Below are 21,849 nucleotides of genomic sequence, written 5' to 3'. Positions count from 1 at the left end.
CGCTTATGCCGGCGAGCGTAAAGGCAAATTGAGGCTCTTGCTTGCGCAGCACGCAAAAATGGCTTCCCGTTGCCGAAGCAGCGGGAAGCCATAGTCGAACGAATGCTTATCTCATCGGGGCAAAGCCGCTGACCTCGGACAAGATCTCCTCGGTCCGCTGGAGCACATCGTCGGTCAGGACGAGATCGAGCGCCTTGATGTTTTCTTCCAGCTGCGAAGGACGGCTGGAGCCGTTGATGGCCGAGCTTACGTTCGGCTGGCGCAATACCCACGCCAAGGAGAATTGGGACAGGCTCGCTCCCAGCTCCGACGCCAGCGCTTCCAGCTTGGCCGTGCAAGCGAGCACGTCTTCGCGCAGGTAGCTGTTGATGACGCCGTTCGTCTGGTTGTTGGCCGCGCGGCTGTTTTGCGGAATGCCTTGGCCCGGTTTATATTTGCCGGTCAGAACGCCTTGAGCGAGCGGCGAGAAGACCACTTGACCCAAGCCTGCCTCCTCGCATTGCTGGATGACGCCTTCTTTTTCGATATAGCGCTCGAAGAGGTTGTAGATCGGCTGGTTGGAAATCAAAGGACGCAGATTGAGCTGCTTTCCGATCGCAGCGGCGCTCTTGATTTGCTCGGCGGACCACTCGCTGACGCCCGCGTACAAAATTTTGCCTTGAGCCGTCAGATCGTCCAGCGCCCGCAGCGTCTCTTCGATCGGAGTTGTGTCATCGAAGCGATGGCACTGGTACAGATCGATGTAATCGGTGTTCAGCCGCTTCAAGCTCGCCTCGCATTGCTCCATGATATGCTTGCGGGACAGGCCGCGCTCGTTGGGGCCTCGGCCCTGCGGGAAGAACACCTTCGTCGCGAGCACATAGGTGCTGCGGCGATAGGCTTTCAAAGCCCGGCCCAGCACTTCCTCCGCGCCCTCATAGGAATTGGACGTATCGAAAAAGTTGATGCCTAGCTCGTAGGCTTTATCAATGCACGCCTTGGCGGTTTCCTCGGCCGTAACCGATCCGTATGTCAGCCAGCTTCCAAGACCGATCTCGCTTACCTTGAGGCCGCTTTTGCCGATTGCTCTGTATTTCATTGCCTTCACTCCTCCTAGTTGGGTTGTTCTTTACGAGCATAAAGGCTAAAGTTAACTTCAGGTCAAGCGTTTGATTGACCCACCTTGCCAAAGGAGAAGATCTGCATGGACTATACGATCAAGCAAGTCTCGGAACGCCTCGGCCTGCCCGTCTCTACTCTTCGCTACTATGACAAAGAAGGCTTGATGCCGCTGCTGAAAAGGACGGATTACGGAACTCGCCAATATTCCGAGACGGACATCTGCTGGCTGGAGCTCGTCTGCTGCCTCAAAAACAACGGCATGCCTTTGAATGAGATCAAGGACTTCATGGGCTTGTGCCTGGAGGGGGCGTCGACCTGCGAGCAAAGGAAAATCATGCTGGAGAAGCACAAAGAGCATGTCCTGCAGCAGATCGATTCCTTGACCCGCAGTCTTGACATGATCAACTATAAATTGGATCATTATGATGAAATCGGCATCTTCCACATCGATGCCCCGGTCCATTCCTAACTTTCTTTCAGGAGGTTCTCCATGCCGAAGCCGATTTGTTATGCCGAAGTCTCCCTGCATCCTCTCGCTTGGGAGCAATTGAAAGCGCATTACGAAATCACGAGCGACGACAGCCGCTTGCCGGAGGCGTCCGCCGCGCTGGTGTATTCGGTGCCCGATCATTGGGCGTTCAGCGAATCGACGAGCAGGCTCAAGGCTGTCGCTTGCCACTCCTGCAGCAGCTCGGCCGCCGCTTGGATGAAGGAGCAAGGAATTGCTCTGACGCTGGCACACAGCTTGTGGCGCACCGTAGCGGAGCATACGCTGGCCTTGATGATGGCCGCGGCACGAAATATCGTGCCGGCGGACCGGGCCGTGCGCAACGGCGAATGGAGCGGTCAAGACTTGAAAATCCCTTACTCGGGATGGGATTTCCAGCAAAAAACCATCGGGATTTGGGGCATGGGCAAGATCGGCATCGAATTGGCCGGATTGATATCCGGCTTCGGCATGAACAGGCTGTACAACGATTGCCGCCGCCTCCCGGCGGAGCAGGAGCAAAGGCTTGGCATCGCTTATGCCTCCGTCGAGGACATGCTCGCGCAGGCGGATTATTTCTGCATCCTCCTGCCGCTGAACGAGCAGACTCGTGGCGCATTAGGGAAAGAGCAATTTGCGCGCATGAAAAAAGGCTGCATCCTGATCAATACCGCAAGAGCCGGCATCATCGAGGAGCAGGCTTTTCTGGAAGCGCTGGAAAACGGCACGATCGGCGCCGCCGGTCTCGATGTCTTTTGGCGGGAAAACGACGTGCAGCCCGCCTATCTGGCGGAAAGAACCAATGTCGTGCTGACCCCTCATCTAGGAGGATCCACCTATGAATGCGACATGGTTCTGGCGAATGCCGTGCTAGAGCGGAAGTAGCGGGTCGGAGACGATGAAGCGCGACCGCTCGTCCGCGTCAATCGCCGCCTTGACCGAGGCCAGGATATCTTCGCCTGTCAGGATCGAGTCTCCGCCCTCGAGGCGCTTCAGAAAATCTGCCGTGATGGACGGCGGAGAATCCAGCCGCGCTTGAACGAAGGGCTCCGTATGCGTCGCCGTCAGCAGCAGCGGTTCCGCTTGCGCGCCTATCGCCAGCGGATCTCCCGCCAGCCGGCATTCGGCCGAGCCGCGCGTGCCGGCGACGAATATCCTTCCGTCCCCCCACGTCCAGCTCTGCCTGGGCGTATGCCAATCGGCATACAATTGAGCGACCAGGCCATTGTCCATGAGGACCTGCAAGGAGGCCGCGTCATAAAAATCCGGATGCTCCGGAAGGATGCGCTTGACCGCAACCCCTTCCGCATGGCGGATCTCGCTGCCCGTCAGCCAGCGGAGCAGATCAAAATCGTGGATGAGAAGATCCACGATGATGCCGCCGCTCTGCGTTTTGGAAAAAAACCACGGGGGGCGGCTCTCCGGGCTCAACCGATGCGGCTTGCGGATTCCGATCGACACCAATTGCCCGAGATCCCCTCGATCGATGAGCTGCTTCAGGGCATGGATGGCCGGCTGGAATCGTTCCGTGAGCAGCATGCCGACTTGAATGACTCCCCGGTCCATGACCGCCTTCAAGCGTCGATACCCTTCTCGATCCGTCACCGCAGGCTTGTCGACCATGACAGGCTTGCCGTGTCGCTCGCATGTCTCGATCACTTCGATTTTTTCGTTGTGGATCGCCGAAGTGCCGATCAGCTTCACCTCCTCCGCCAGCAGCCTGTCGCATTCGCTCAGCAGAGGCACTTGATGCTGGGCGGCCAGCTGCGATGCGAGCGCGGTATGGCGGGGGTCATAGATGCCGGCGCAGACATGGCCCAGTGCCAGCATTTCCTCGAGAAAGATCCCGATATGCGCATGCTCGCAGCCGAGAATGCCGAACGTCATCGTTTTCATGTTCGAAACTAAACCTCCTTGACGGCTGCGGCTTGGTCAGAGAGAGAACCGCTTCTGCTCGCGATAAGCTCGCGCGAATGCGGCGCCGTCGTAGCCGCTCGCATCCGGCGTCAGGCTCGGCAGCTCCACCGGTTGTCCGCCTCGCTCCTTGGACAATCGGGCCGCGATCGCGGCCAGCTCGGTCTCGATCACGGCCTCGAGCTGGACCGGAGCCGGGGCCTCGCCGCTAAAATACGGCATGACGGCCTCGAGCAGGGACCGATACAGCCGACTGCTGTCAGCCGTGATGAATTCCACTCCGGACTGCGTAATCATCGTGGCGTAGAACGGATGGCTGCTCTCCGTCGCGCCTACGCTGACGATCCCCCGGCGCCCGTCCGACCAGGACAGCTCATATTGATCCTGTCCCGAATGCCCCAGATGGCGCACGCTGCGAATGCCCGGCCCCAGAAGCCCGTGCAGCAGCGTAAAGGCATGAATGCCATAGTAATACTCGTCGTTGGCACAGCCGGAAAGAGCGTAGATGAACGAATGCGGAGCCGCGGCTTGCCGCCTCCATGCCTGCACTTCTGGCGCATAACGCAAAGCGGAGCCGCCCGTGACGACCGCCCCCCGGCTTGCCCATTCTTTGATTTGCAGCAGGTCGCGGACATTGCCCGCTAGCGGCTTGTCGATAAAAACAGCTTTGCGGGCGTGGACAAAAGGCAGCGCCCTCGCGACATGAACATCCCAGTTGCAGCTATGAATAAAGGCCATATCGACTTGTTCGGCCATTTCCTCCACGGACGCATAGACCCGCTCGATGCCGTGATCGGACGCGAATGTTTCTGCATAGCCGGCTGGATTCACCTCTCCATGGTCGCATACGCCGACGACCTCGTGACCGAGGGATCGCAGGATGGGGATGAAGCTTTCGGGGTGAGACGTATCGGGATCCACCAGTCCGATTCGCAAGGCTTTCATGACGCAACGCCCCTTTTCTGCGCTACTCGGCGCGCCGACCTGCGGATACCCGCTCCAAATAATCGTCCAAGCGTTCGATTTGGAATTCCTGGATGATGTCTTCTATCGTGCATTCATCCGTCTCGCAGGAGATCAAAACGGAGCCCAAATGCCCGGGATCCGCGATGGCCACTTTTGATCCGTACTTGGATTTGAGCTGCCGCAAACGCTCCATATTGTAATCGAGATGCACGACCGCGCAATCCAGATTGACGGATATCGTCGCGAAGTCGAAATAGCTGGTGCTGGATGCCAGCACCTCGCCGACCGGGGACAGCACCGCGCTTGGCAGGCCGCCTCCGATGGCGCCGACAAAATGCGATCGGCAGGAATAAGCCCAATAAGGCTGCATGATTCCGCCGTGATACAGGGAGGAAAAAAGGATCAAATCGGGCTTTGACTGGACGTATTGCAATCGCAGCCGGTCAAAGTTCAAATCAAAACAAATCGCGCATGCGACCCGTCCGAAATCACATGCGATGATCGGCGCCTCGGTGCCGCAAACGACGCCGTAATCCTCGATTTCTCCCAACGTCAGATGGTTTTTCGCATACTCGCCGATCGATTCGCCGTTTCGATCCAGCACGACGATTGAGTTTCGCCAGGACCGATCCTCCTGCAGCCTCAAGGTCGGATACGCGATATAGCAGCCGTTCTCGCTCGCTATTTCGGAGAAGAGACGCTGAATTTCATCTCCGCGAACGCGGCAGTATTCATGCGTTTTGGCCGGCGACAAGAAAACATTGGACGGAATGTCGCAAAATTCAGGCATAACGATTAGATCAGGCTGATCGGGAAGCACCTGGCTCAGCTTCTGTTGCAGGTGCTTCATCATGCGATCGACCATTTCCTCCGTCGCCAGCTGCTCCTCTACGTTGAACTCACGATTGCCGATCGTGCTGATTTTGACGTAATTGCTCATGGCTCAAGGCTCCCTTCGCGCCCGGACGGCATGCGGAAGATCCGATCAGCTCAGGACGGGTTGATCTCTTTGAATGAGAGACCGTATCGGCTCGGGCTTGCCGCTCTTCACGGATTTTATCGCCTGCAGCATCATCAACGTCGCGTACAGGCCGTCCATATGGTTGATCGGCGGCTCCGCATCCTGTCTCAAACTTTCGATGAACGCTTTATTCTCTTCGAGAATGCCGGTTTCCTTGCCGCGATACAAGATCGTTTCCTTGCCTTCTTCGCTGTAGATCAACGTCGTCAAGCGATCGGACAGCGTAACGGTCTTGTTCTCGGCGAACAGCTGCATGAAAAACTTGCTGGTGAAGGGCGGACATTTGCAATCGCCCTGAATCAAATTGCCGACGACATTGTCGTCGAAGCGGAAAATGGCGGCTATATTGTCCACTTGGGCATTTTGCTGGTAATAATTCGCCCCGGCCGCGTAGACGTCGATCGGGTCCTTGCCGACCATGAACCTCATGATGTCGGCCGAGTGGCAGCCTTGCGACAGCACATTGCCGCCCCCGAACGTCGGATCGTTGGCCCATATGCCTGCCGGCCACTTGTCGTCCATCATCTGCATGCTGACCAGCAGCGGCTCCGGAATCAGCTCCTTCGCTTTCAACAGCATATCGTAATAGCGCATCTTGAACGCCGTCATCACCTTTTTGCCGCTTCGTTTGACGGCTTCGTCGATGCGCAAGCAGTCTTCCACATTCATGGCGAGCGGTTTTTCCACCATCACATGCTTGCCCGCTTCCAACGCTCGGATGCAATAATCGGCGTGCGTATTGTGCATGGTGGAGATATAAATCGCGTCGATCGTCTCGTCGGCGTACAGCCTTTCCGCATCGTCGGTCGCATAGTCCCCGCCGAACTCCTCCAGCAACTTCTGAGCGTTGCCCACATGCACATCGCAAAATGCAACCATATCCATACCGTCCAGCTGGCGGATGCATTCGGTATGAATCCTCCCGTTTTGTCCGCAGCCGATGAGTCCGGCTCTAAAAGTTCGCACCGTTTATCTCTCCCATTTTCAGAGCATGTATGATTCCGCAGTTGTCCGACCGTCTGATCCTCGGATAGGATCAGACGCTCCGAAGGAGGGCCTGCCAGGAATGATGGCTGCGGGCGTTCAACGGATCGCGCTCCCACTCGCTCGCTTCCATTCCTGCAGCCGACTCCAGGCAATGGCTCGTTGAAGCAAAAATCGTCCCCCGCAGCCCGTTGTCGACGAGCTCCAGCTCGATGTCCACCGGCGAGCTGAAGACAGCCGCGCGTTCTCCCATTCGCAGCTCTCGCAAGCCGAGCGCCGTCAATCGCCGATGCGCCGGGTCCGATAGGACCGCTTCGGCGTCGATCTCGCAGCCTTGCAGCCGGATGGACGTCGCCTTATTCCCGAACTGCAGCTCTGCCCCGCCTTCAAATGAAATGACGCCTTCCTGCATCGAGACCTCTCCGGCGGTCGCGGTGACGGCAAAGAGGAACGCTCCTTGCTTGACCTGCGACGGATAGGCAAGACGCCAGCGCTTGTATCGCGGAAAGCGCCCGTGCTTGATATCCTGCTCGCCGGCGTTGCCGTTCAAGCCGTAGATATAGGTCGGATGCCATGCCGGCTCCTCGATGTTGACTTGCCGGTCGTCCGGTCCGTCCAAAATGCTGACGAACACTTCGCCCTTTTCTTCGTCGCTCAAGCCTTTGTCGCCATCCTTGATGCCTGCGATGAGGTTGGCCTGGCCGCCTGTAAGCCGATACTGGCCCGCTCCGAGATCCGTTGCGGCGCCGGAGCAATGCAAATGCGTCGCGAAATGGAGGGGGCGGCGGCCCTCGAACGAATCGGACAGGACGATGGCGCCGGTGCGCTGATCCACGACGATGATCCGCTCGGCTTGCTTCACCTCATGCCGGGGATGAAGCTCGTTCGTGATGACGGCATGCGCGTAGATGAATCGTTCGCCGATCAGGCAGCGGCGAATATACGAGCTTTTTTCCGGTCCGACATTTCCGTTCAAGTATTGCCCTTGCGTGTAGCAGCCCCCGTCGTCAAAGCACATGGAATTGCAGAGGGAGCTGTCTATGCCGTAGGTTCCGATGTCGATCAAAACGGGAGAACCGTCCGCGCTGAGCTGAATGCCGCCCATGGCCGGCGGGAACTCGCGGTTATGCGTCTGGATGTTGAAGCTGACGGAGCGGCCCGCTTTAAGCCCGGCGGTGAACGCCCCGGCGATCCGTCCGCCGGACGCAAACGTAATCATGCCGATATCCTTCGCAAAGAAGGGCCGCTCCGGATACGGCGCAGCCGCGCCTTGCCCCTGCGGAGCGAACAAGAAGTCGAATAATCCAAGCTCGACGTCTCCCGCCGTTTTTCGCTCTTGATCCACGAAGGTTCGATAGATGGAATCGATGCCCGGCGTCGGATGGAACCGGGTCAAAAAAGCCGTCAGGTAGCGATGCTCCCGCGTACGCAGTCCCCGCTGCAATTCCTGGCTGTTCGGCGCGTTGAAGCACGCCAGCATCGCGTGGCCGAGCCGGTCCAGAAAAGGACTCTCGTCCAGCTCGGGACGCTGTCCGCCAAACGTATGCGCCGCCGCCAGATAACGAATCAGATGAAAGGGGAAGTAGGTGACCCATACGTTTTTGCCGTCCTGCGGGAACAAGCGAAGGCTTTCGGCAAACAGCCCGTGAAAAAACGGAAGGGCTTTGCGTGCCGCCTCGAGATCGTCATAAAACGCCATGCAGGCGATCGCCGTTCCGTTCCATGTGCCGAGCGAATGAGGCTCCGGCGTCGGGCAGCCCATATACGCCCGCTGCAGAACGGTAAAGTCATACAATTTCCGGATGTACGTTCCGACCTTTTCCTTCATGCGCGTCTGCTCGGCCGCATCGAACAAATCGGAGCACCAATCCCAGGCAAGCCCGATCGCATACAGCTTCAGGGCGATGCCGCGATCGTTCTCTCCGCCCATGACGAGCGGGTCCGCTTTCCCCGACCAGGTCGCCAGCCGGCATAATTCATCGACTTTCGATTTTACGGACGCGCCGATCTCCCGATCCCTCGTCACCAGGTACGCCAGGCAGACGAGATCGAACTCGACGCTGCCCGGCGGGCCGCTTTTGATGCGCTCGACGATCGCCTGGAAGGCGGGATCTCCGGCCAACCGGCGGCGCAGCGGCTCCGCCTCATCCGCGTTCAGATAGACTCGCGGATGCCCTTTGCCTATCGGCGCCAGCTCGTGCAGCTTGCGGTCGTCGGTTTTGATTTCGATGAACTTGATCCGCTGCCAGTCGATCCGGCTGCGATCGCGTTCGACGAACTCCAGCCTCAATTCGGTTTCGTCGGCGTCGGCTTCGAAGCCAAAATCGGCATTCAGCCGGCTCGCTTCGATATCCTCCGGCCCGGGCATGTCAAACCACATTCCGCCCAGCAGTCTGCCGTTCACATACGTTCTGGCCATCGGCATGGCCATGACGCCGCTCAGATGATCGAAATCCCAAGGCCCGACGGGCTCAAGCGCCCCATCCGGCACCCGCACCATCGGAATCATCGCCGTATTCATGTCAAAGGCGCCGTCCAGCGTCTGCAGCCGGCAGCGATAGAGGCCCGGCGGCAATGACACTGTTAGGACGAGCCGATCGGCGTCCGCTTCGATATCCGTGATCCGGCCGGTCACGTCGCGCCATTCCGTCCCGTTGAACCGGTTCGGCGACGGCTGCAAATATGCGATCAAGTCGCGGTTAAGCACGCTGAGTCCCCCTTACCGCTGATGTAAGACAACTACTTCCTGCCCGCTGCGATGCGAGGCATAGATCGCTTGCACCGCAGCAACGACGCTGCGGCTGTATTCTCCGGAGCATTCGGGATTGACGTCCGTGCGGATGCTGCTGAGCAAGTCGCGGTATTGCAGGACGAACGGAGGGGCTTCCTGCGACGCCTCTACCGACCGATATTCGCCGGATTGGCCGATCCAAAGCCCAGCTCCGGTGCTCAGCTTCAGCATGCCTTCCGTAAACACAAATTCCGTTTCGTCCCTGTTCACGCCGCCGTATCCGCTTTGGCTGATCGTACACGGCACGCCTCGGTCCGTTTGGACCCATGCCGTCACGCTGCCTTCAATGTCTCCCTTGGCGCCGTAATGGCTGACCGAGGCTTTGACCTGCACGATTCTGCTGTCCGTCAGCCATTGAATTTTATCGATGGAATGCGATCCAAGGTTCATCGCAATTCCGCCGCCCGATTTTGCGCTCTCGAAAAACCAGGCCGGCCGGTTCGGGGAATAATAATCGACATGCCGCACATCGTTGATCATGACCAGCTTGCCGAGCCGACCGCTTTGAATGATTTCCTTGGCGATCCGATTTTCGGCAAAATAATGCTGGGTGTGGCCGACCATGAGCTTGATCCGGCTTTCGCCTACCGTCTTTATGATTTCATCGCATGCCTCGACGTCGATGGCCATCGGTTTTTCCAGCAAAATATGGCAGCCGCTGCGCGCGCACCAGATCGCGCACTCTTTATGCAAATGATGCGGCAGCGTAATGACCACGATATCCGGCCGCTCGATCTCGACCATGCGCCGATAATCGGCATACGCTCGAACAGGATGCTGAGCGGATGCCTTGCGGGCCCGCTCCTCGTCGATGTCGGCGATCGCAACCGCCTCGATCTCGTTCATTTCCGCCAGAGCCTGCAGATGCAAGGAGCTGATGGCTCCAGCTCCGATTATGGCCGCCTTGAACATCGTTCACCTCCAAATATGACGTCGCGATTCCCGTTGCGGGCAGCGAATGCAGGGATATCGGCCTTAAGGACATGGACATCGGCCATGGCCGAGCTCGCCCTCACTCCTCGCGATCGCCGATCGCAGAAGGCCATTCTCCCCACGCAACCGTCAGATCCTCCCAAGGGAAAAAGGACGGAATCGAGGCAAAGGGTTCATTCAAAAATGGCAGCTCCTCGCTTGTCACGCCGTCAATGGCCGCTATCGGCTGCTCGATTCGAGCGCCGTTGATCGTCGCATACCGCGTCGCCATCGCTCCCGGACTCCAGGAGGTTTCAAGCTCAAGCGGCGGCCTGGCTTTGCCGGCAGGGCGTCTGTACCGCACCCGGCGCGTAGTCCAGTAATAGTCGGTAAACTGAGCGGATTCAAACTCCTCCGCGAACTCGGCCAGAGAGGCGTACTCCGAAACGCTCGCATGCTCGGCTACGAATCCGCCGAAAAGGAATCGAAGCTCGTCTCGGGCAAAGCTTCGCTCCTCCCCTTCATACAGGCTGGAGCAGATGAAATTATAGTTCCCCTTTGATTCCAGGCGGATCGAAACCGGCCTCTGGCTTGGCGTGTAGACCATGGGACGGAAGGCCGACAGCAGCTTCCCGGTGCGGCAGACGATCCATTCTCCGTGCTGCACCTCTCCGGACCAGTCCTTCCGCGGAATGCCTCCGACGATCAGCTCCTCTACGTCTCCTCCGTGCGTCGACAAGATGATCTGCTCGCGGATGGCCGACAACGGCTTGCGGGCCGCCGCCTCGTCGAAAGACGGATGCGGATGCGTGAGCACCAAAGCCGTAGATCCGGACTGGATCGTAAACGTGTTGGCCCAGGAGGAGAGGATGTCGGCTTCTCCGACATTGGCATATTCCCGATCGCCGTCTCTTGCCCGGACTTTCGTTCCCGGCACGTCGCCGTTGACCGCCAGCTTCGTGAAGATCGTTCCGATATCCCGATAGGACTCAACCTGATCCTGCCGCTTGTAGGTGACGAAGTAGCTGTTGTTCTGATCCATGCTGCCGAACGGCGCGCTGGACGTTCCGAGCGCGAAGTCGCGGTGCAGCACCGTTTCGATCCGGCTTGTTCTTGCCAGGAAGTCCGTGCCTTCGCCGGCTCCCAATTCGCAGGAGGCGACCGCTCGGAACGGAAACGGCTTGGCGTCGAACAGCCGCAAGGCCGTGTCGGGGATATCGTAGTGTCCGCCGGCGAACCAGCAGAATTGCGCGACATTGAACGGAACGTCTCCCATATGGTGAAGGACAAGGTCGTCGGGCTTGTCGAACAGCAGCATCGGAGACGGGTGGACCCGGTCGCCCAGACAGAACCAAAGCAGGCTGGAGATGCAGCTGGCATGCGCGGCCGTGTCCACGGTGTAGGCGCGTGAATAAGGTCCCGCGAGCACGCCCATTTCCGGGTGGAACCGGGCGGCCAGATCGATCCAAAGACGCTGCTCGATCCCGGACGCCAGAAGGCGCGCTTCCTCGTTTTGCGCCTGAGCGGCGATCTCCCCCATGGCGCGGATCGTCAATCCCGAATACGTCGGCGAGTTGAACTCGCTGTTGATGCCGTTCCGGACCAGCATCGCCCTGAATTGCCTTAGATTCCAGAGTCCATAGTCGACCGCATCCTCGCAGCCCAGCATTTCCCCGCCGAGAATTAGCCCCACCGTCGCCTTGGCAGGCATGTTGTCGTTGTAGCCGTGGAATTGAAAGTCCGGCTGCCGGTTGCCCGGCTTGAACGAAAACCCGTCTCGCACGAGACGCTCGAGCTCTTGCCGGACGGCTGCCGACATCTTGTCGCGATGAGCGACTAACAGGCTGGCGGCTATATTGGTATTGAAAATATTAAACCGGATCGCCCCGTACTTTTCCGTCTCGCCTTTTGCGACGATGGCATCCGCCCATTCGGCTTCTCCCGCTGCGTACATGGCGCCGGCCAGCCAGTACCGTTCCCTTGTGTGGGGCGGCGTGGTGTCGGCCAGCCATTCGCCTTCGCGGTCATACCATTGTCCGGCGGCATCGACCGCCCTCGCCATGAACCGTTGCGTTCGTTCGCGGAAGCCCTGTCCGTTTCCGCTATTGGAACGCTGCTCTGCTTGATTTTCGACCATCGGGATTCCTCCTGACCGCTTACCCCTTTACGGAGCCGAGCGTAGCCCCTTCCATAATCCATCTTTGGAAAAACATAAAGACCAATACGGAAGGAATCATCGTGATGATGACGCCGGCGAACAATGTCACCCAATCGTTGGTGTACTGCATCAGCATGTTGGCATGGTAAATATTGACGCCGATCGTATATTTGCTCGAGTCGCTTAAATAAATGAAAGGCTCCAGGAAGGAATTGTACAGGCCGATGAATTTGAAGATCGCTACCGTGACGATCCCCGGCATGGAGAGCGGCACGATGATGCGGATGAACATTTTAAATATCGACGCGCCGTCGATCGTCCCGCTCTCCTCCAGCTCGCGCGGCAGCGACCGCATGAACCCGCCCAGCAGCATGAGGAAAAAGACGCTTTCCCCCAGGCAGTTCAGCAGAATGAGGCCGGTAAGGCTGTTGGTCAGATGCAGATCGCGCATGAGGATATACTGCGGGATCAGCGCATTGATGCCCGGCAGGAACAGCGAGAGCATGATCATGCCCCAGATGAATTTCCTGCCTTTAAATTCAATGCGGGTGAGCGCGTAGGCGTTCAGAGCGGTCAGGAACGTGCCGATCACGAGGCTCGCCCCGACGTAATACAGCGTATTGAGCATCGCGGTCAGGAGATTGTAGTTGAGCCAAGCCTTCTTGTAGTTCATCCATTGGGGATGATCCGGCAACGTCCACACATTTTGGAAAAACTCCGGATTCGTCTTCAGCGATTCATAGAGAACCCATACGATCGGAAAAAGAATGGTTAACGACCAGGCGATGAGTACAAGCCACCAAATCAGGTCGATATAACTGCGCCGCTCCTTCATGGTCCACCACCTTTAATATTCGTAACCGCGGTCTGGCAAAAGCTTGTCGACCAGCAGCTTGGCTCCGACAAGAATGACGAACAAGAACATCCCGATCGCCGAAGCGTAGCCGTAGTTCTGGACTTGCTCCCCGAAGGCCATGTTGAACATATAGAGGCCGATGACGTCGGTAGAGCCTGCCGGACCGCCGCGCGTGAGGATGAGGATCAGATCGAGGCTCTTCAGCGTGCCGAGCACGAGGAAGATGGCGCTCACCCGGATCAAAGGCGTAATGAGCGGGATCGTAATGCGGAACAGCCGCGTCATATGCCCCGCCCCCTCCAAAATGGCGGCTTCGTATAAACTCTTGGGAATCGTAGTCATGGCATTCATGAAAATGACGATGTACAATCCGACGCCCGCCCATACGTACGGAGGCAGCACCGCATACATGGCCGTCCGGGTGTCCCCGAGCCAATAAAAGCCGTCCATGTCGATGCCGAACACCTTCAGCAGCGCGTTCAGCAGGCCGAAGCTGCCATCGTAGATGAACGCCCACAGCAAGGAGACGACTACGGTAGACAAGACGTTGGGGAAGAAAAAGAGCACTTTGTAAAACGACGTGCCCTTGTAGCCTTTGTTGGTCAGAAGGTAGGAAAGCACCAAGGAAATCAAAATGACGCAAACCGGCACGGTGGCCATATAGAATAAATTGTGGCCGAGCGCTCGCCATACATAACGATCGTTGAAAAGGCGGACGTAGTTTTCAAAATAAATGAACTTCGGCTCCGTAATGCCGTTCCAATCCAGCAGCGAGTAGTAGATCGACAGTAGATTGGGATAAAGCGCAAACAGCAGGTAACCGCCAAAAGTCGGCACGATGGCAAAGGTGAGGAAGATCCACTTTTGAACATTCGCCCTTTGCAGCAGGCTGCTTCGCTTCGGTCTAGTCAGGTCGCGATCTGTTCGAAGTGTAGCCAAGGTTCAGCGCTCCTTTCTTGAGGTCAGCCGATAAGAAAGGAGGGGGCCTCCCCCCTCCTTGGCGGATTTACTTGCCCTGTGCGTCGATCGCTTTCTTGAGGTAGTTTTCCGCTTCCTGAAGCTTCGGCTGCGGATCCTGTTTTCCGGTCGCGATCTGTGTAATCGATTCGGACATGACCTTGTTCGCCTGCTCGAATGCGGGGTCCGTCAACGTAACGTCTGCGGAGCCCGAATCCATTTTTACTTTATTGTCCTTCATATAAGCCAGGAATGCGCTAGGCAAGCTCTGGAGCTTCTCCAAGCGGGACGCGTCGTCGGCAAAGTCCGCTCTCAGAGGAATCATGCCGCCCTTTTCCGCGATCTGCAGTTGATTGTCCAGGTTCCACAGCCAGACGATGAATTCCTTGGACCAGTTCTTGTTCAGCTCAGGCTTGGCCGCCCAGATCAGGAAGCCCGAGCCCGGCGTGAACGTAATCCATTTCGTATTGTCAGGCTTCTCGGCCATTGGAACCGTCATATAGCCCCATTTGAAGCCTTCCGGCGTCGACTGCTTCATTTCGTTCTCGACCCAGGTGCCCGTCGCCACCATCGCCGCTTTGCCTTGTACGACCTGCATTTGAGATTGCGTATGATTCAATGCGGCAAGGCCGCTCGGGAAGTAGCCCTTCTTGCCCATATCATAGATCCGGTTCCAGCGCTCGACGTTTTCGGCAGCGAGGAAGTAAGGCTGATTGAACTTGTGGTAATCCTCATACACCTTATCCAGCGTGCCGTTCTCCTCCGCCAGCTCGTATACCTTGGGCGGGCCGAACGCGTTGGTGATATAATCCGGATACACGCCGGGGAACGTAATCGGATATAAGCCGGCCGCTTTAATATCCTCGCAAAGCTTCAAAAACTCGCTCCACGTTTTCGGGTTCTCGTTCCAGCCGTTTTGCTCGAACAAAGATTTGTTGTACATCAGACCGGATCCGCTTGCCGAGATCGGGAAGGCGTACGTATTTCCCTTCGTGCGCGGAGACGACTCAAAGCTGCCTTCGAAGGAAACCTCTTTCAGCGTCTTACCGCTTCCGTCATACGCTTTTCGGTCCCACAGGTCTTCCTGCGATTCAAGCTTGCCCGCTTCGACGTAGCTCGCGATGCCTCCCGGTATGCTTCCCGAGAACAGATCGAACATGTCCTTGTCGTCATTCGCCGCGATTTTCGTTTGCGTGACCTGCGAGATCGTAGGGGAGTACGTGACGTCGAACGAGACGTTGGGGAATTTCTGCTTGAAGGATTCGAGAGCGTAGTCGAACCATTCGCGGCCCATTCCGCCTTCAAAAAAACCGACCTTCAGCGTTACTTTTTCGTCCTTCGGCAGCCCGTTCTCCGAATAGACCTGGGCGCCCGCGTCCGTCTCGCCGGCCGAGGCATTGACCGGTGCGGGAGAATTGGCGGCATTGTTCGAGGAATTGCTGCTGCAAGCGGCAAGTGAAGTAAGAACAACGAGCGATGCAAGTGATACTGAAGTCGCTTTCAAAACCTTTTTCATGTAGACCCTCCTTGGAAGTTAGAAGTCATGGTTTTGCTGAATTAGCCTTCGTATAAATGCTTGTTCTTACACGCAATCGACGAGCGGCTCACCTCCCGCATGGGCTCCATCCGATTGGAACCGATTGAACCCCGCCCAATCTGCTGTATATTTGATTTACTTTACTTAAGCCAATTTTAAGCAGGTATCGCCCGGTTGTCAAACTAAATTTCTCATCATATACAGCAGATTGGATAAAAAAGTGAGTTTATAGAAAAATAGTACAGCAAAAAGGGAGGGAATCCTCCCTCCCTACCCGTTGACAAGCAGTTCCTCCACCTTGGCGCACAGCTCTTCCTCGGTGATGAGATCCGACCAATACCTTTTCAACAGCCGGCCGAGCTGGTCGAACGCTTCCGCCGATAGATTCAGGCGGCTGCGTGAGCTGTACGTCGCCATGATCTCACGGAAGAGCGGATAGCGCGACGGCCGGTTGATCGAATCCCGCTCTTCCAGACGGATTTCATTCAGCGATCTGACCGCCGGTATGCTGTTCGTCCACTTGCGGATCATGCCCTGGGCTCTCGAGGAAGCCAAATAATCGACGAGCAGACGGGCAGCCACATGATCGGTCTTACGCATGGACACCCCGATCGTGTGGAGCATCGTAGCGGGCGCTTCAATGAACGGAGCCGGCGACAAGTCGAAGTCGATGGACGAGTCCTTCAGCTCGTTCAAAGCCATGTAGCTGGCCAGCATCATCGATACTTTGCCCTGACGAAACAGGTCCATGACATCCTTATTGTCCTCGATCAGGAAGCCAAGGTAGTTGTCCTGCGCCTTGATGATGCGCTTGCACAACCGAATGCTCTCGAGCAGCTTGCTGCCTTGAAGTCTGAACCCGCCGCTCGGGTCCGGCCCGATCTCTTCCCCGCTCTGCATGAGAAACACCGGCCAGCGCAAGGAGGACACCATGATGAAGTATAGCCCCAGCCTCCCGTCCGCCCCTCTGGACAGCGTCTCGGCATGCTTCAGCGCATCCCCCCATGTCCAGCTTCCATCCGGTTCGGGGACTTGCGCTTCGCTGAAGTGAGTCCGGTTGTACGCGAGTACGATAGGGGAAAAGACGATAGGGACGGCATACTGCAGCGATTGATGGCTGAACACGTCGTTCAGAAACGGATAAATCTCCTTTTCCGCCTTCAACGGCTCGAGCATGCTCAGCGCTCCGCTTTCTTTCAGCTCCTGGAAATGAAGGCTGTTCTGCGTGAAGACGTCGATGACCTCGTTTTCCAAATAACTCTCGATCTGGCTCGTGTAGTTGGTGATCGTGATCGTCATGATCTTGACGCGTATATGAGGGTACAGCTCGTTGAAGTCGTCCAGCAATTTCGAAAGGAGGATGTCCTTCTCGATCGAAGAACTGACGCCTAGCGTAACGACCGTCGATTCATGGCCTTTTTCCGTCACTTTGCTTCCGACCCGATTCACTTTGACGATCAGGCCTTCCGCTACCAGCTCGTCGAGCCCTTTCCGGATGGATTTGTTGCTCAATCCGTACAGCTGGACCAGCTCGGACTCCGAAGGAAGAAACTCGCCCGGTTTATAAGTGCCGTCCAAGATCCGATCCCGCAGCTGATCAATCATGAATTTCAATCGAGACCGGAATTTAGTACGACCTGATTTAGGTTGATTCCCCATTTGAATATGAGCCGCCACCTTTCGAGACGCATGTTCGTTGCATGAATAGCATTTTTCTTAAATCTAAACGATTGAACCTTCAAAGTAAAGCGATCTGCTGTATAACTTCTGACTTTTCGGAAACGCAAACAAGCCATCGGGCCGCAAGGGAGGATCTCCCTGCGCCGCGATGGCTTTAAGCTCAGGCGATAGCGCCCGACTTTCTGCCGGCTTCGGCCATGCTCTTAACTTCCCATTCGAACTTCACGTCCTGATTTGGAGGACTCATAGATGGCGTCGATGATCCGATTGTTGAGGTATCCGGTTGCGGCTGAGGGCAGCGGCTCCTTCCCTTCGAGGACGCATTCGACAAAGTGCCGGCTTAACAGCAGCCGCTCGTCGGCTTTCTCATCCGGCGTCATCTCGATGTCGACCTTTCGATCGAACAGCTCCGCATGCAGCACGCCGGAATTCAGCTTGATCGTCGCCCCGCCCTCGGTTCCCATAAGCTGCAGCAGCATGCCGTCCTCGTTGCCGTTGTGGCTGGCCCAGCTTACGTCGAACAGCAGCGTCGCGCCATCCTCCATCTTCACGAACGCCGTAGCGAGATCCTCCACGTCAAAATAGCCGTTCCAGTCGTGGGTTCCCCAATTGCCGATGCCGAGCTTGCGAGGTCCGAAGCTCGCATAAGTCGAGCCCGATACGCTGGCCGGCGTCGGGTTGCCCATCAGATACAGCGCCAGATCAAGCAAATGGATGCCGACGTCAATGAGAGGCCCTCCGCCGGAATGCTCCATCCGCGTAAACCACGAGCCCCAGCCGGGGATATTTTTACGCCGCAGCCAATTCGCCTTGACATAATAGATCGTACCCAGCTTGCCTTCCTCAATCAGCTTTTTGAGTTGCCTCGCCGGCCACACCCACCTGAGCTGATGGGCAATCATAAGCGTTTTGCCGGACTTGAGATGCGCCTCTTGAATGCGAGCGGCCGCCTCCGCATTGATGCCCATCGGCTTCTCGAGCAGCACATGCTTGCCGGCTTGAAGCGCCTGGATCGCCAGATCGGCATGCCATTTGTTGGGGACGCCCAGGACAACGGCGTCGATCTCGTCGCTCGCGATCATCTGATCTGCGGAGTCGAAGACGCGTTCGATGCCGAGCTCGGCGGCAGCCTTTTGCGCGAGCGGCAGATGGGCGTCGGCCATGCCCGCGACGACGGCGTTGTCAAGCTGCTTGAACGTCGCGGCATGGATCTGGCCGATGGCGCCGGCTCCGATGATTCCGATGCGAAGGCTCATTGCTTTTCCTCCTGAGCCTGAAGCTCGTTCCATTGCTGTTTGACGAGCTGCAGGCTTCGAACCATGGCCGGCATCGGATCGTGGTCATAGGGCTCGTGCTCCAACGTCAGCGCCCCTTGGTAGCCGATCGCATGCAGCTCGCGAAGCGCCCCCTTGATGTCGACGACGCCTTCGCCCAGCCCGCACGAGTCATGCGCGCCTGCCGCGAGAACGTCCTTCAGGTGAACATGCTTCAAATACGGCGCAAGCTCGCCGACGGCAGCGCTGACATCGCAGCTGTTCGTGCCGAACCATCCCGTATCCAGCGCAGCCCCGATCCAGGGCGAATAAGGGGAAATCTTCTCGATGATCTCCTGCGCATTGCGCTCCGGATGATTTTCCAGTCCAAAGAAAATTCCGTATCGCTGCGACAGCTCGACAATCAGCTCCGCATTCGAGACGTTGAAGCTGCTCGCGAGCAGCGGAGCGCCGATCGCGCGGGCGATCTCGAATCGACGGGCTCCCTCCTCAACCGTCATGTTCGGCGATGAGAACGAAGCGGTATAGGACACGACGGAGAGCTCGTACTTATCCAGGAGCCCGCGCGCCTTGCGCACCATCTCGTCCGTCGCCGTCTCCGGGTGCAGATGCCCCACCCATAGCTCGATCGCATCGAATCCATTTTCTTTGATGCCGCTGATCAGAGACTCGAACTTCAGCTCGAATTGACTGCGGTGGAAGCTCCGAATCGTCGCTTCCGTGCATCGTCCCCAATCCTTGAACCAGTCCGTCACATCCTTGTAGCCGACTTCCTTCGCCACGTAGTTCGCCGTCATGAACGCCCATTCCATCCCGTACCTCTCCTCGCTTCCTAAGCTTCGTGCGGCTGACTCAGCCTTCCAGCCACTCCATCAGCCGATGATTGGTGGCAATCGCCGCGACGCCGACTACGCCGGGATCCCTGCTCAGCTGCAGGTCACATCGGACGTCGATGACGCACAGCCGCTTCAGGTATTCTTTCACTTCATCCAATAATGCCTCTCCAAGCGCCTCAACGGTCACGCCGCCCAGCACCACGTCCGTAATGTCAAGAGCGGCGACCAGGTTGGAGATGCAGAGCGCCAAATGCGAAGCGATGTAACGGATCATCTCCTCGAAAGGACCGCGATGCGTCGTCGGATAGCCCCCCGCTTGTCCGTCGTTCAGGATGTTCTCCAGGAAGCTCCACTTGCCGATCAACGGATGAATGCCGAGCCTTCCTTCGATCCAGCCCACCTCCGTCTTGGACATTCGGAAGGCTGGATCGAAGGAGGTGAAGGCGATCTCGCCGGCCAGGCTATGCTTGCCGCGACGGATTTGGCCGTCCAGGATAATGCCCGCGCCAATGCCTGAGCCGAGCGAGACATACAGCAGATCTTGCAGCGCTTCTCCGCTTCGCGTGATGTACTCGCCCCATGCGGCCGATTTGACATCATTGTCGATGGAGACGGGCAGTCCGATTTGCTCGCTCAGCCGATCGATGAGGCTTCTGCAGTCTCTTTTTTCTTTGACGCCGACGATAGGAGCGGCGAACTCGATCTGAGCCGTGTCCGGATCCACGACTCCGGGGATGCCGATGCCGACGCCGAGAATGCTCGGCCGGGCTTCCCCGAACTCCTCCATGAAAGCCCGAAGAATGACCGGCAGCCGAAGCTCGAGCATCTCGTCCAGGTTGGCGACTGCCTTGAACCTTTTCCGATGCTTGATATTCCCGTTCAAATCGACGAATCCGACATCCAGATAATCGCCTTCATAGACGACTCCGATCGACCATGCGGCATCCGGATTAAAGCGGATCAGCTGAGGCTTCCTTCCTGCCGTGGAGATGCTTCCCTCGCCTAATTCGATGACCAGGCCCTTCTCCTGAAAATAACTGACGATCTTGATGACCGTAGGAGAACTGATTCCCGTTCGCCTGCTGATCTCGGCTCTGGAGATGCTGTCTACCGAAGACAATAAGTCGAATACCGTCTTGCGGTTCATATCTTTCAGATGGGTTTGAATGAAGCTCGCCATGAATGTCCCTCTTCTCATTAGTTAAGAAAGCTTGTTAACCAAATATAGAGGGACGACCGCGCCCCGTCAATGACACGGGGCTATCGGTTTCCCCTTCCAGTCCTGCCGCTAAACGCCGTGCCAGAGATCGATCGGTTTCTTTACTTGGGGACGAAACGGAAGCTCCACCTTGTTCCCCGTTCGGGCAGATTCGTAGGCGGCATAGATGATTTCCAGGACAGCCCTTCCGTCTTCTCCGGTTACCAAAGGCGTCTTGTCATAGGCGATGCATTCAATGAAGTGCTTGAGCTCTTGCGGATAGCCGTAGTTGAACGCTTCCTCGTAGATCGTAAACGTCCAGCCCTTGGTCGTTCCCGCCTTCTCCGCCGCATAATCGTACCCGTCCACGCTGTAAGTCAAGGCGGAGTTGCCCATGACCATATCCGCGTAGCTGACGCCTTTTGTACCATGAACCTCGATCTTGTCGTCCATGCCGCCATGCTTCGCCCAGCTGTCTTCCGCAACGCCGAGCACGCCTCCCTCGAATTCGATGAGGAGGACGGCGTTGTCCTCGCCTTTCGTAATCTCGTTGTGCAGCACGGTCTGCATATGTGCCTTTACGCTCTTCACGCCCGGGTTCCCGCCGAGCATCCAGCGGAACCATTGGATGGCATGGCAGCCCATGTCCATCACCACGCCGCCGCCGGACAGATCCATGTCATAGAACCAAGGGCTGTGAGGACCGGAATGCTTCTCGGTCTGCTTCAGCATATAAATATCGCCTATCGCGCCATCCTGAACGAGCTCGCGAACGCGTTCATACTTCGGGGCAAAGCACAATTCCTCGGCATACATGAGCTTGACGTTCTGCGCCTTGCAGGTCGCGATCATATCGTCCGCTTCTTCAAGCGTGACGCAGAGCGGCTTCTCTATGATGACATGCTTGCCGGCATTGGCGGCGGCGATGCAGACCCTATGGTGAAGAAAGTTCGGGAGGCAAATGTCGACGACGTCGCAGCCCGATTCCGCGAGCAGCTGGCCGATGTCTGAATAAGCCTGCGGAATATGATGCTTGGCTGCGAATTGCTTGGCTTTATCCAGATCTCTCGCATAGACGGCGACGACTTCCGATTCCGGGACGAAACGACGATAGCACTCTGCATGGTAATCCGAAATGAACCCGGCTCCGAAAATAGCCACCTTTACTTTTTTCATC

18 protein-coding genes are annotated in these 21,849 nt (G+C 57.3%); 2 read left to right on the top strand and 16 right to left on the bottom strand.

From position 1 onward, the window contains the following. Positions 1-106 precede the first annotated feature (106 nt). Positions 107-1,078: an aldo/keto reductase family protein gene (locus GE073_RS10325; RefSeq protein WP_028599587.1), complete on the bottom strand. Its 972-nt coding sequence runs from the start codon at positions 1,076-1,078 to the stop codon at positions 107-109. Between the two features lie 105 nt (positions 1,079-1,183). Between GE073_RS10325 and GE073_RS10320 the strand changes: the two genes are divergently transcribed. Together GE073_RS10320 and GE073_RS10315 are read left to right on the top strand one after the other, a co-directional pair. Beyond that, complete coding sequence (locus GE073_RS10320; RefSeq protein WP_028599586.1) at positions 1,184-1,570, top strand: MerR family transcriptional regulator; 387 nt, start codon at positions 1,184-1,186, stop codon at positions 1,568-1,570. Positions 1,571-1,591: 21 nt separating this feature from the next. Next, complete coding sequence (locus tag GE073_RS10315) at positions 1,592-2,473, top strand: 2-hydroxyacid dehydrogenase (RefSeq protein WP_153783414.1); 882 nt, start codon at positions 1,592-1,594, stop codon at positions 2,471-2,473. On the opposite strand, the gene GE073_RS10310 is transcribed toward GE073_RS10315, so the two are convergent. From GE073_RS10310 to GE073_RS10240, 15 genes are all read right to left on the bottom strand, one after another. Next, the gene (locus GE073_RS10310) at positions 2,459-3,484 is read right to left on the bottom strand and encodes a Gfo/Idh/MocA family protein (protein WP_228551424.1); all 1,026 of its coding nucleotides are present in this window, start codon (positions 3,482-3,484) and stop codon (positions 2,459-2,461) included. The two genes, GE073_RS10315 and GE073_RS10310, sit on opposite strands and share 15 nt — an antisense overlap. Before the next feature lie 36 nt (positions 3,485-3,520). Next, positions 3,521-4,447 carry a Gfo/Idh/MocA family protein gene (locus GE073_RS10305; RefSeq protein WP_153783413.1) on the bottom strand — a complete coding sequence of 309 codons (927 nt, stop codon included), beginning with the start codon at positions 4,445-4,447 and terminating at the stop codon, positions 3,521-3,523. Positions 4,448-4,469: 22 nt separating this feature from the next. Continuing rightward, positions 4,470-5,408, bottom strand: coding sequence for a carbon-nitrogen hydrolase family protein (locus GE073_RS10300; protein ID WP_153783412.1), 939 nt, complete (start codon positions 5,406-5,408; stop codon positions 4,470-4,472). 45 nt (positions 5,409-5,453) lie between these two features. Next, positions 5,454-6,455, bottom strand: a complete 1,002-nt coding sequence (locus GE073_RS10295) for a Gfo/Idh/MocA family protein (RefSeq protein ID WP_153783411.1) — start codon at positions 6,453-6,455, stop codon at positions 5,454-5,456. Positions 6,456-6,525: 70 nt separating this feature from the next. Further along, entirely contained in the window at positions 6,526-9,180 is a 2,655-nt protein-coding gene (locus GE073_RS10290; RefSeq protein WP_153783410.1) for a hypothetical protein, read from the bottom strand. Positions 9,181-9,192: 12 nt separating this feature from the next. Beyond that, positions 9,193-10,176, bottom strand: coding sequence for a Gfo/Idh/MocA family protein (locus GE073_RS10285; RefSeq protein ID WP_028599581.1), 984 nt, complete (start codon positions 10,174-10,176; stop codon positions 9,193-9,195). A gap of 100 nt (positions 10,177-10,276) precedes the next feature. Then, complete coding sequence (locus GE073_RS10280; RefSeq protein ID WP_101808970.1) at positions 10,277-12,313, bottom strand: hypothetical protein; 2,037 nt, start codon at positions 12,311-12,313, stop codon at positions 10,277-10,279. A 19-nt stretch (positions 12,314-12,332) separates the two neighbouring features. Continuing rightward, positions 12,333-13,169 (bottom strand): carbohydrate ABC transporter permease, encoded by an 837-nt coding sequence (locus tag GE073_RS10275; RefSeq protein ID WP_028599579.1) that lies wholly within the window; start codon positions 13,167-13,169, stop codon positions 12,333-12,335. Between the two features lie 12 nt (positions 13,170-13,181). Continuing rightward, positions 13,182-14,129 carry a carbohydrate ABC transporter permease gene (locus GE073_RS10270; protein ID WP_052333392.1) on the bottom strand — a complete coding sequence of 316 codons (948 nt, stop codon included), beginning with the start codon at positions 14,127-14,129 and terminating at the stop codon, positions 13,182-13,184. 67 nt (positions 14,130-14,196) lie between these two features. Continuing rightward, positions 14,197-15,663, bottom strand: a complete 1,467-nt coding sequence (locus GE073_RS10265) for an extracellular solute-binding protein (protein ID WP_101808969.1) — start codon at positions 15,661-15,663, stop codon at positions 14,197-14,199. 291 nt (positions 15,664-15,954) lie between these two features. Further along, entirely contained in the window at positions 15,955-17,289 is a 1,335-nt protein-coding gene (locus GE073_RS10260; RefSeq protein WP_228551422.1) for an extracellular solute-binding protein, read from the bottom strand. A 278-nt stretch (positions 17,290-17,567) separates the two neighbouring features. Then, positions 17,568-18,620 (bottom strand): Gfo/Idh/MocA family protein, encoded by a 1,053-nt coding sequence (locus tag GE073_RS10255; protein ID WP_153783408.1) that lies wholly within the window; start codon positions 18,618-18,620, stop codon positions 17,568-17,570. Then, positions 18,617-19,450: a sugar phosphate isomerase/epimerase family protein gene (locus GE073_RS10250; protein WP_153783407.1), complete on the bottom strand. Its 834-nt coding sequence runs from the start codon at positions 19,448-19,450 to the stop codon at positions 18,617-18,619. The genes GE073_RS10255 and GE073_RS10250 overlap by 4 nt, the downstream gene beginning before the upstream one ends. Positions 19,451-19,490: 40 nt before the next feature. Next, positions 19,491-20,654, bottom strand: coding sequence for an ROK family transcriptional regulator (locus GE073_RS10245; RefSeq protein ID WP_194843338.1), 1,164 nt, complete (start codon positions 20,652-20,654; stop codon positions 19,491-19,493). Positions 20,655-20,762: 108 nt separating this feature from the next. Continuing rightward, positions 20,763-21,848, bottom strand: a complete 1,086-nt coding sequence (locus GE073_RS10240) for a Gfo/Idh/MocA family protein (protein WP_153783405.1) — start codon at positions 21,846-21,848, stop codon at positions 20,763-20,765. Between the last annotated feature and the right edge of the window lies 1 nt (position 21,849).

Origin of the sequence: Paenibacillus sp. B01, from assembly GCF_009649995.1 — a bacterium.
GTDB classification, from domain to species: Bacteria; Bacillota; Bacilli; order Paenibacillales; family Paenibacillaceae; genus Paenibacillus_O; species Paenibacillus_O pasadenensis.
The sequence above is the reverse complement of the archived record's forward strand: the minus strand, read 5'-3'. Positions and strand labels throughout refer to the sequence as shown.

Coding starts and splice junctions, on each gene's coding strand:
- GE073_RS10275 (WP_028599579.1), bottom strand. CDS start 13,169: ATGAAGGAGCGGCGCAGTTATATCGACCTGATTTGGTGGCTTGTACTC.
- GE073_RS10240 (WP_153783405.1), bottom strand. CDS start 21,848: ATGAAAAAAGTAAAGGTGGCTATTTTCGGAGCCGGGTTCATTTCGGAT.
- GE073_RS10320 (WP_028599586.1), top strand. CDS start 1,184: ATGGACTATACGATCAAGCAAGTCTCGGAACGCCTCGGCCTGCCCGTC.
- GE073_RS10255 (WP_153783408.1), bottom strand. CDS start 18,620: ATGAGCCTTCGCATCGGAATCATCGGAGCCGGCGCCATCGGCCAGATC.
- GE073_RS10265 (WP_101808969.1), bottom strand. CDS start 15,663: ATGAAAAAGGTTTTGAAAGCGACTTCAGTATCACTTGCATCGCTCGTT.
- GE073_RS10280 (WP_101808970.1), bottom strand. CDS start 12,313: ATGGTCGAAAATCAAGCAGAGCAGCGTTCCAATAGCGGAAACGGACAG.
- GE073_RS10260 (WP_228551422.1), bottom strand. CDS start 17,289: ATGATTGATCAGCTGCGGGATCGGATCTTGGACGGCACTTATAAACCG.
- GE073_RS10250 (WP_153783407.1), bottom strand. CDS start 19,450: ATGGAATGGGCGTTCATGACGGCGAACTACGTGGCGAAGGAAGTCGGC.
- GE073_RS10300 (WP_153783412.1), bottom strand. CDS start 5,408: ATGAGCAATTACGTCAAAATCAGCACGATCGGCAATCGTGAGTTCAAC.
- GE073_RS10285 (WP_028599581.1), bottom strand. CDS start 10,176: ATGTTCAAGGCGGCCATAATCGGAGCTGGAGCCATCAGCTCCTTGCAT.
- GE073_RS10310 (WP_228551424.1), bottom strand. CDS start 3,484: ATGAAAACGATGACGTTCGGCATTCTCGGCTGCGAGCATGCGCATATC.
- GE073_RS10325 (WP_028599587.1), bottom strand. CDS start 1,078: ATGAAATACAGAGCAATCGGCAAAAGCGGCCTCAAGGTAAGCGAGATC.
- GE073_RS10315 (WP_153783414.1), top strand. CDS start 1,592: ATGCCGAAGCCGATTTGTTATGCCGAAGTCTCCCTGCATCCTCTCGCT.
- GE073_RS10245 (WP_194843338.1), bottom strand. CDS start 20,654: ATGGCGAGCTTCATTCAAACCCATCTGAAAGATATGAACCGCAAGACG.
- GE073_RS10305 (WP_153783413.1), bottom strand. CDS start 4,447: ATGAAAGCCTTGCGAATCGGACTGGTGGATCCCGATACGTCTCACCCC.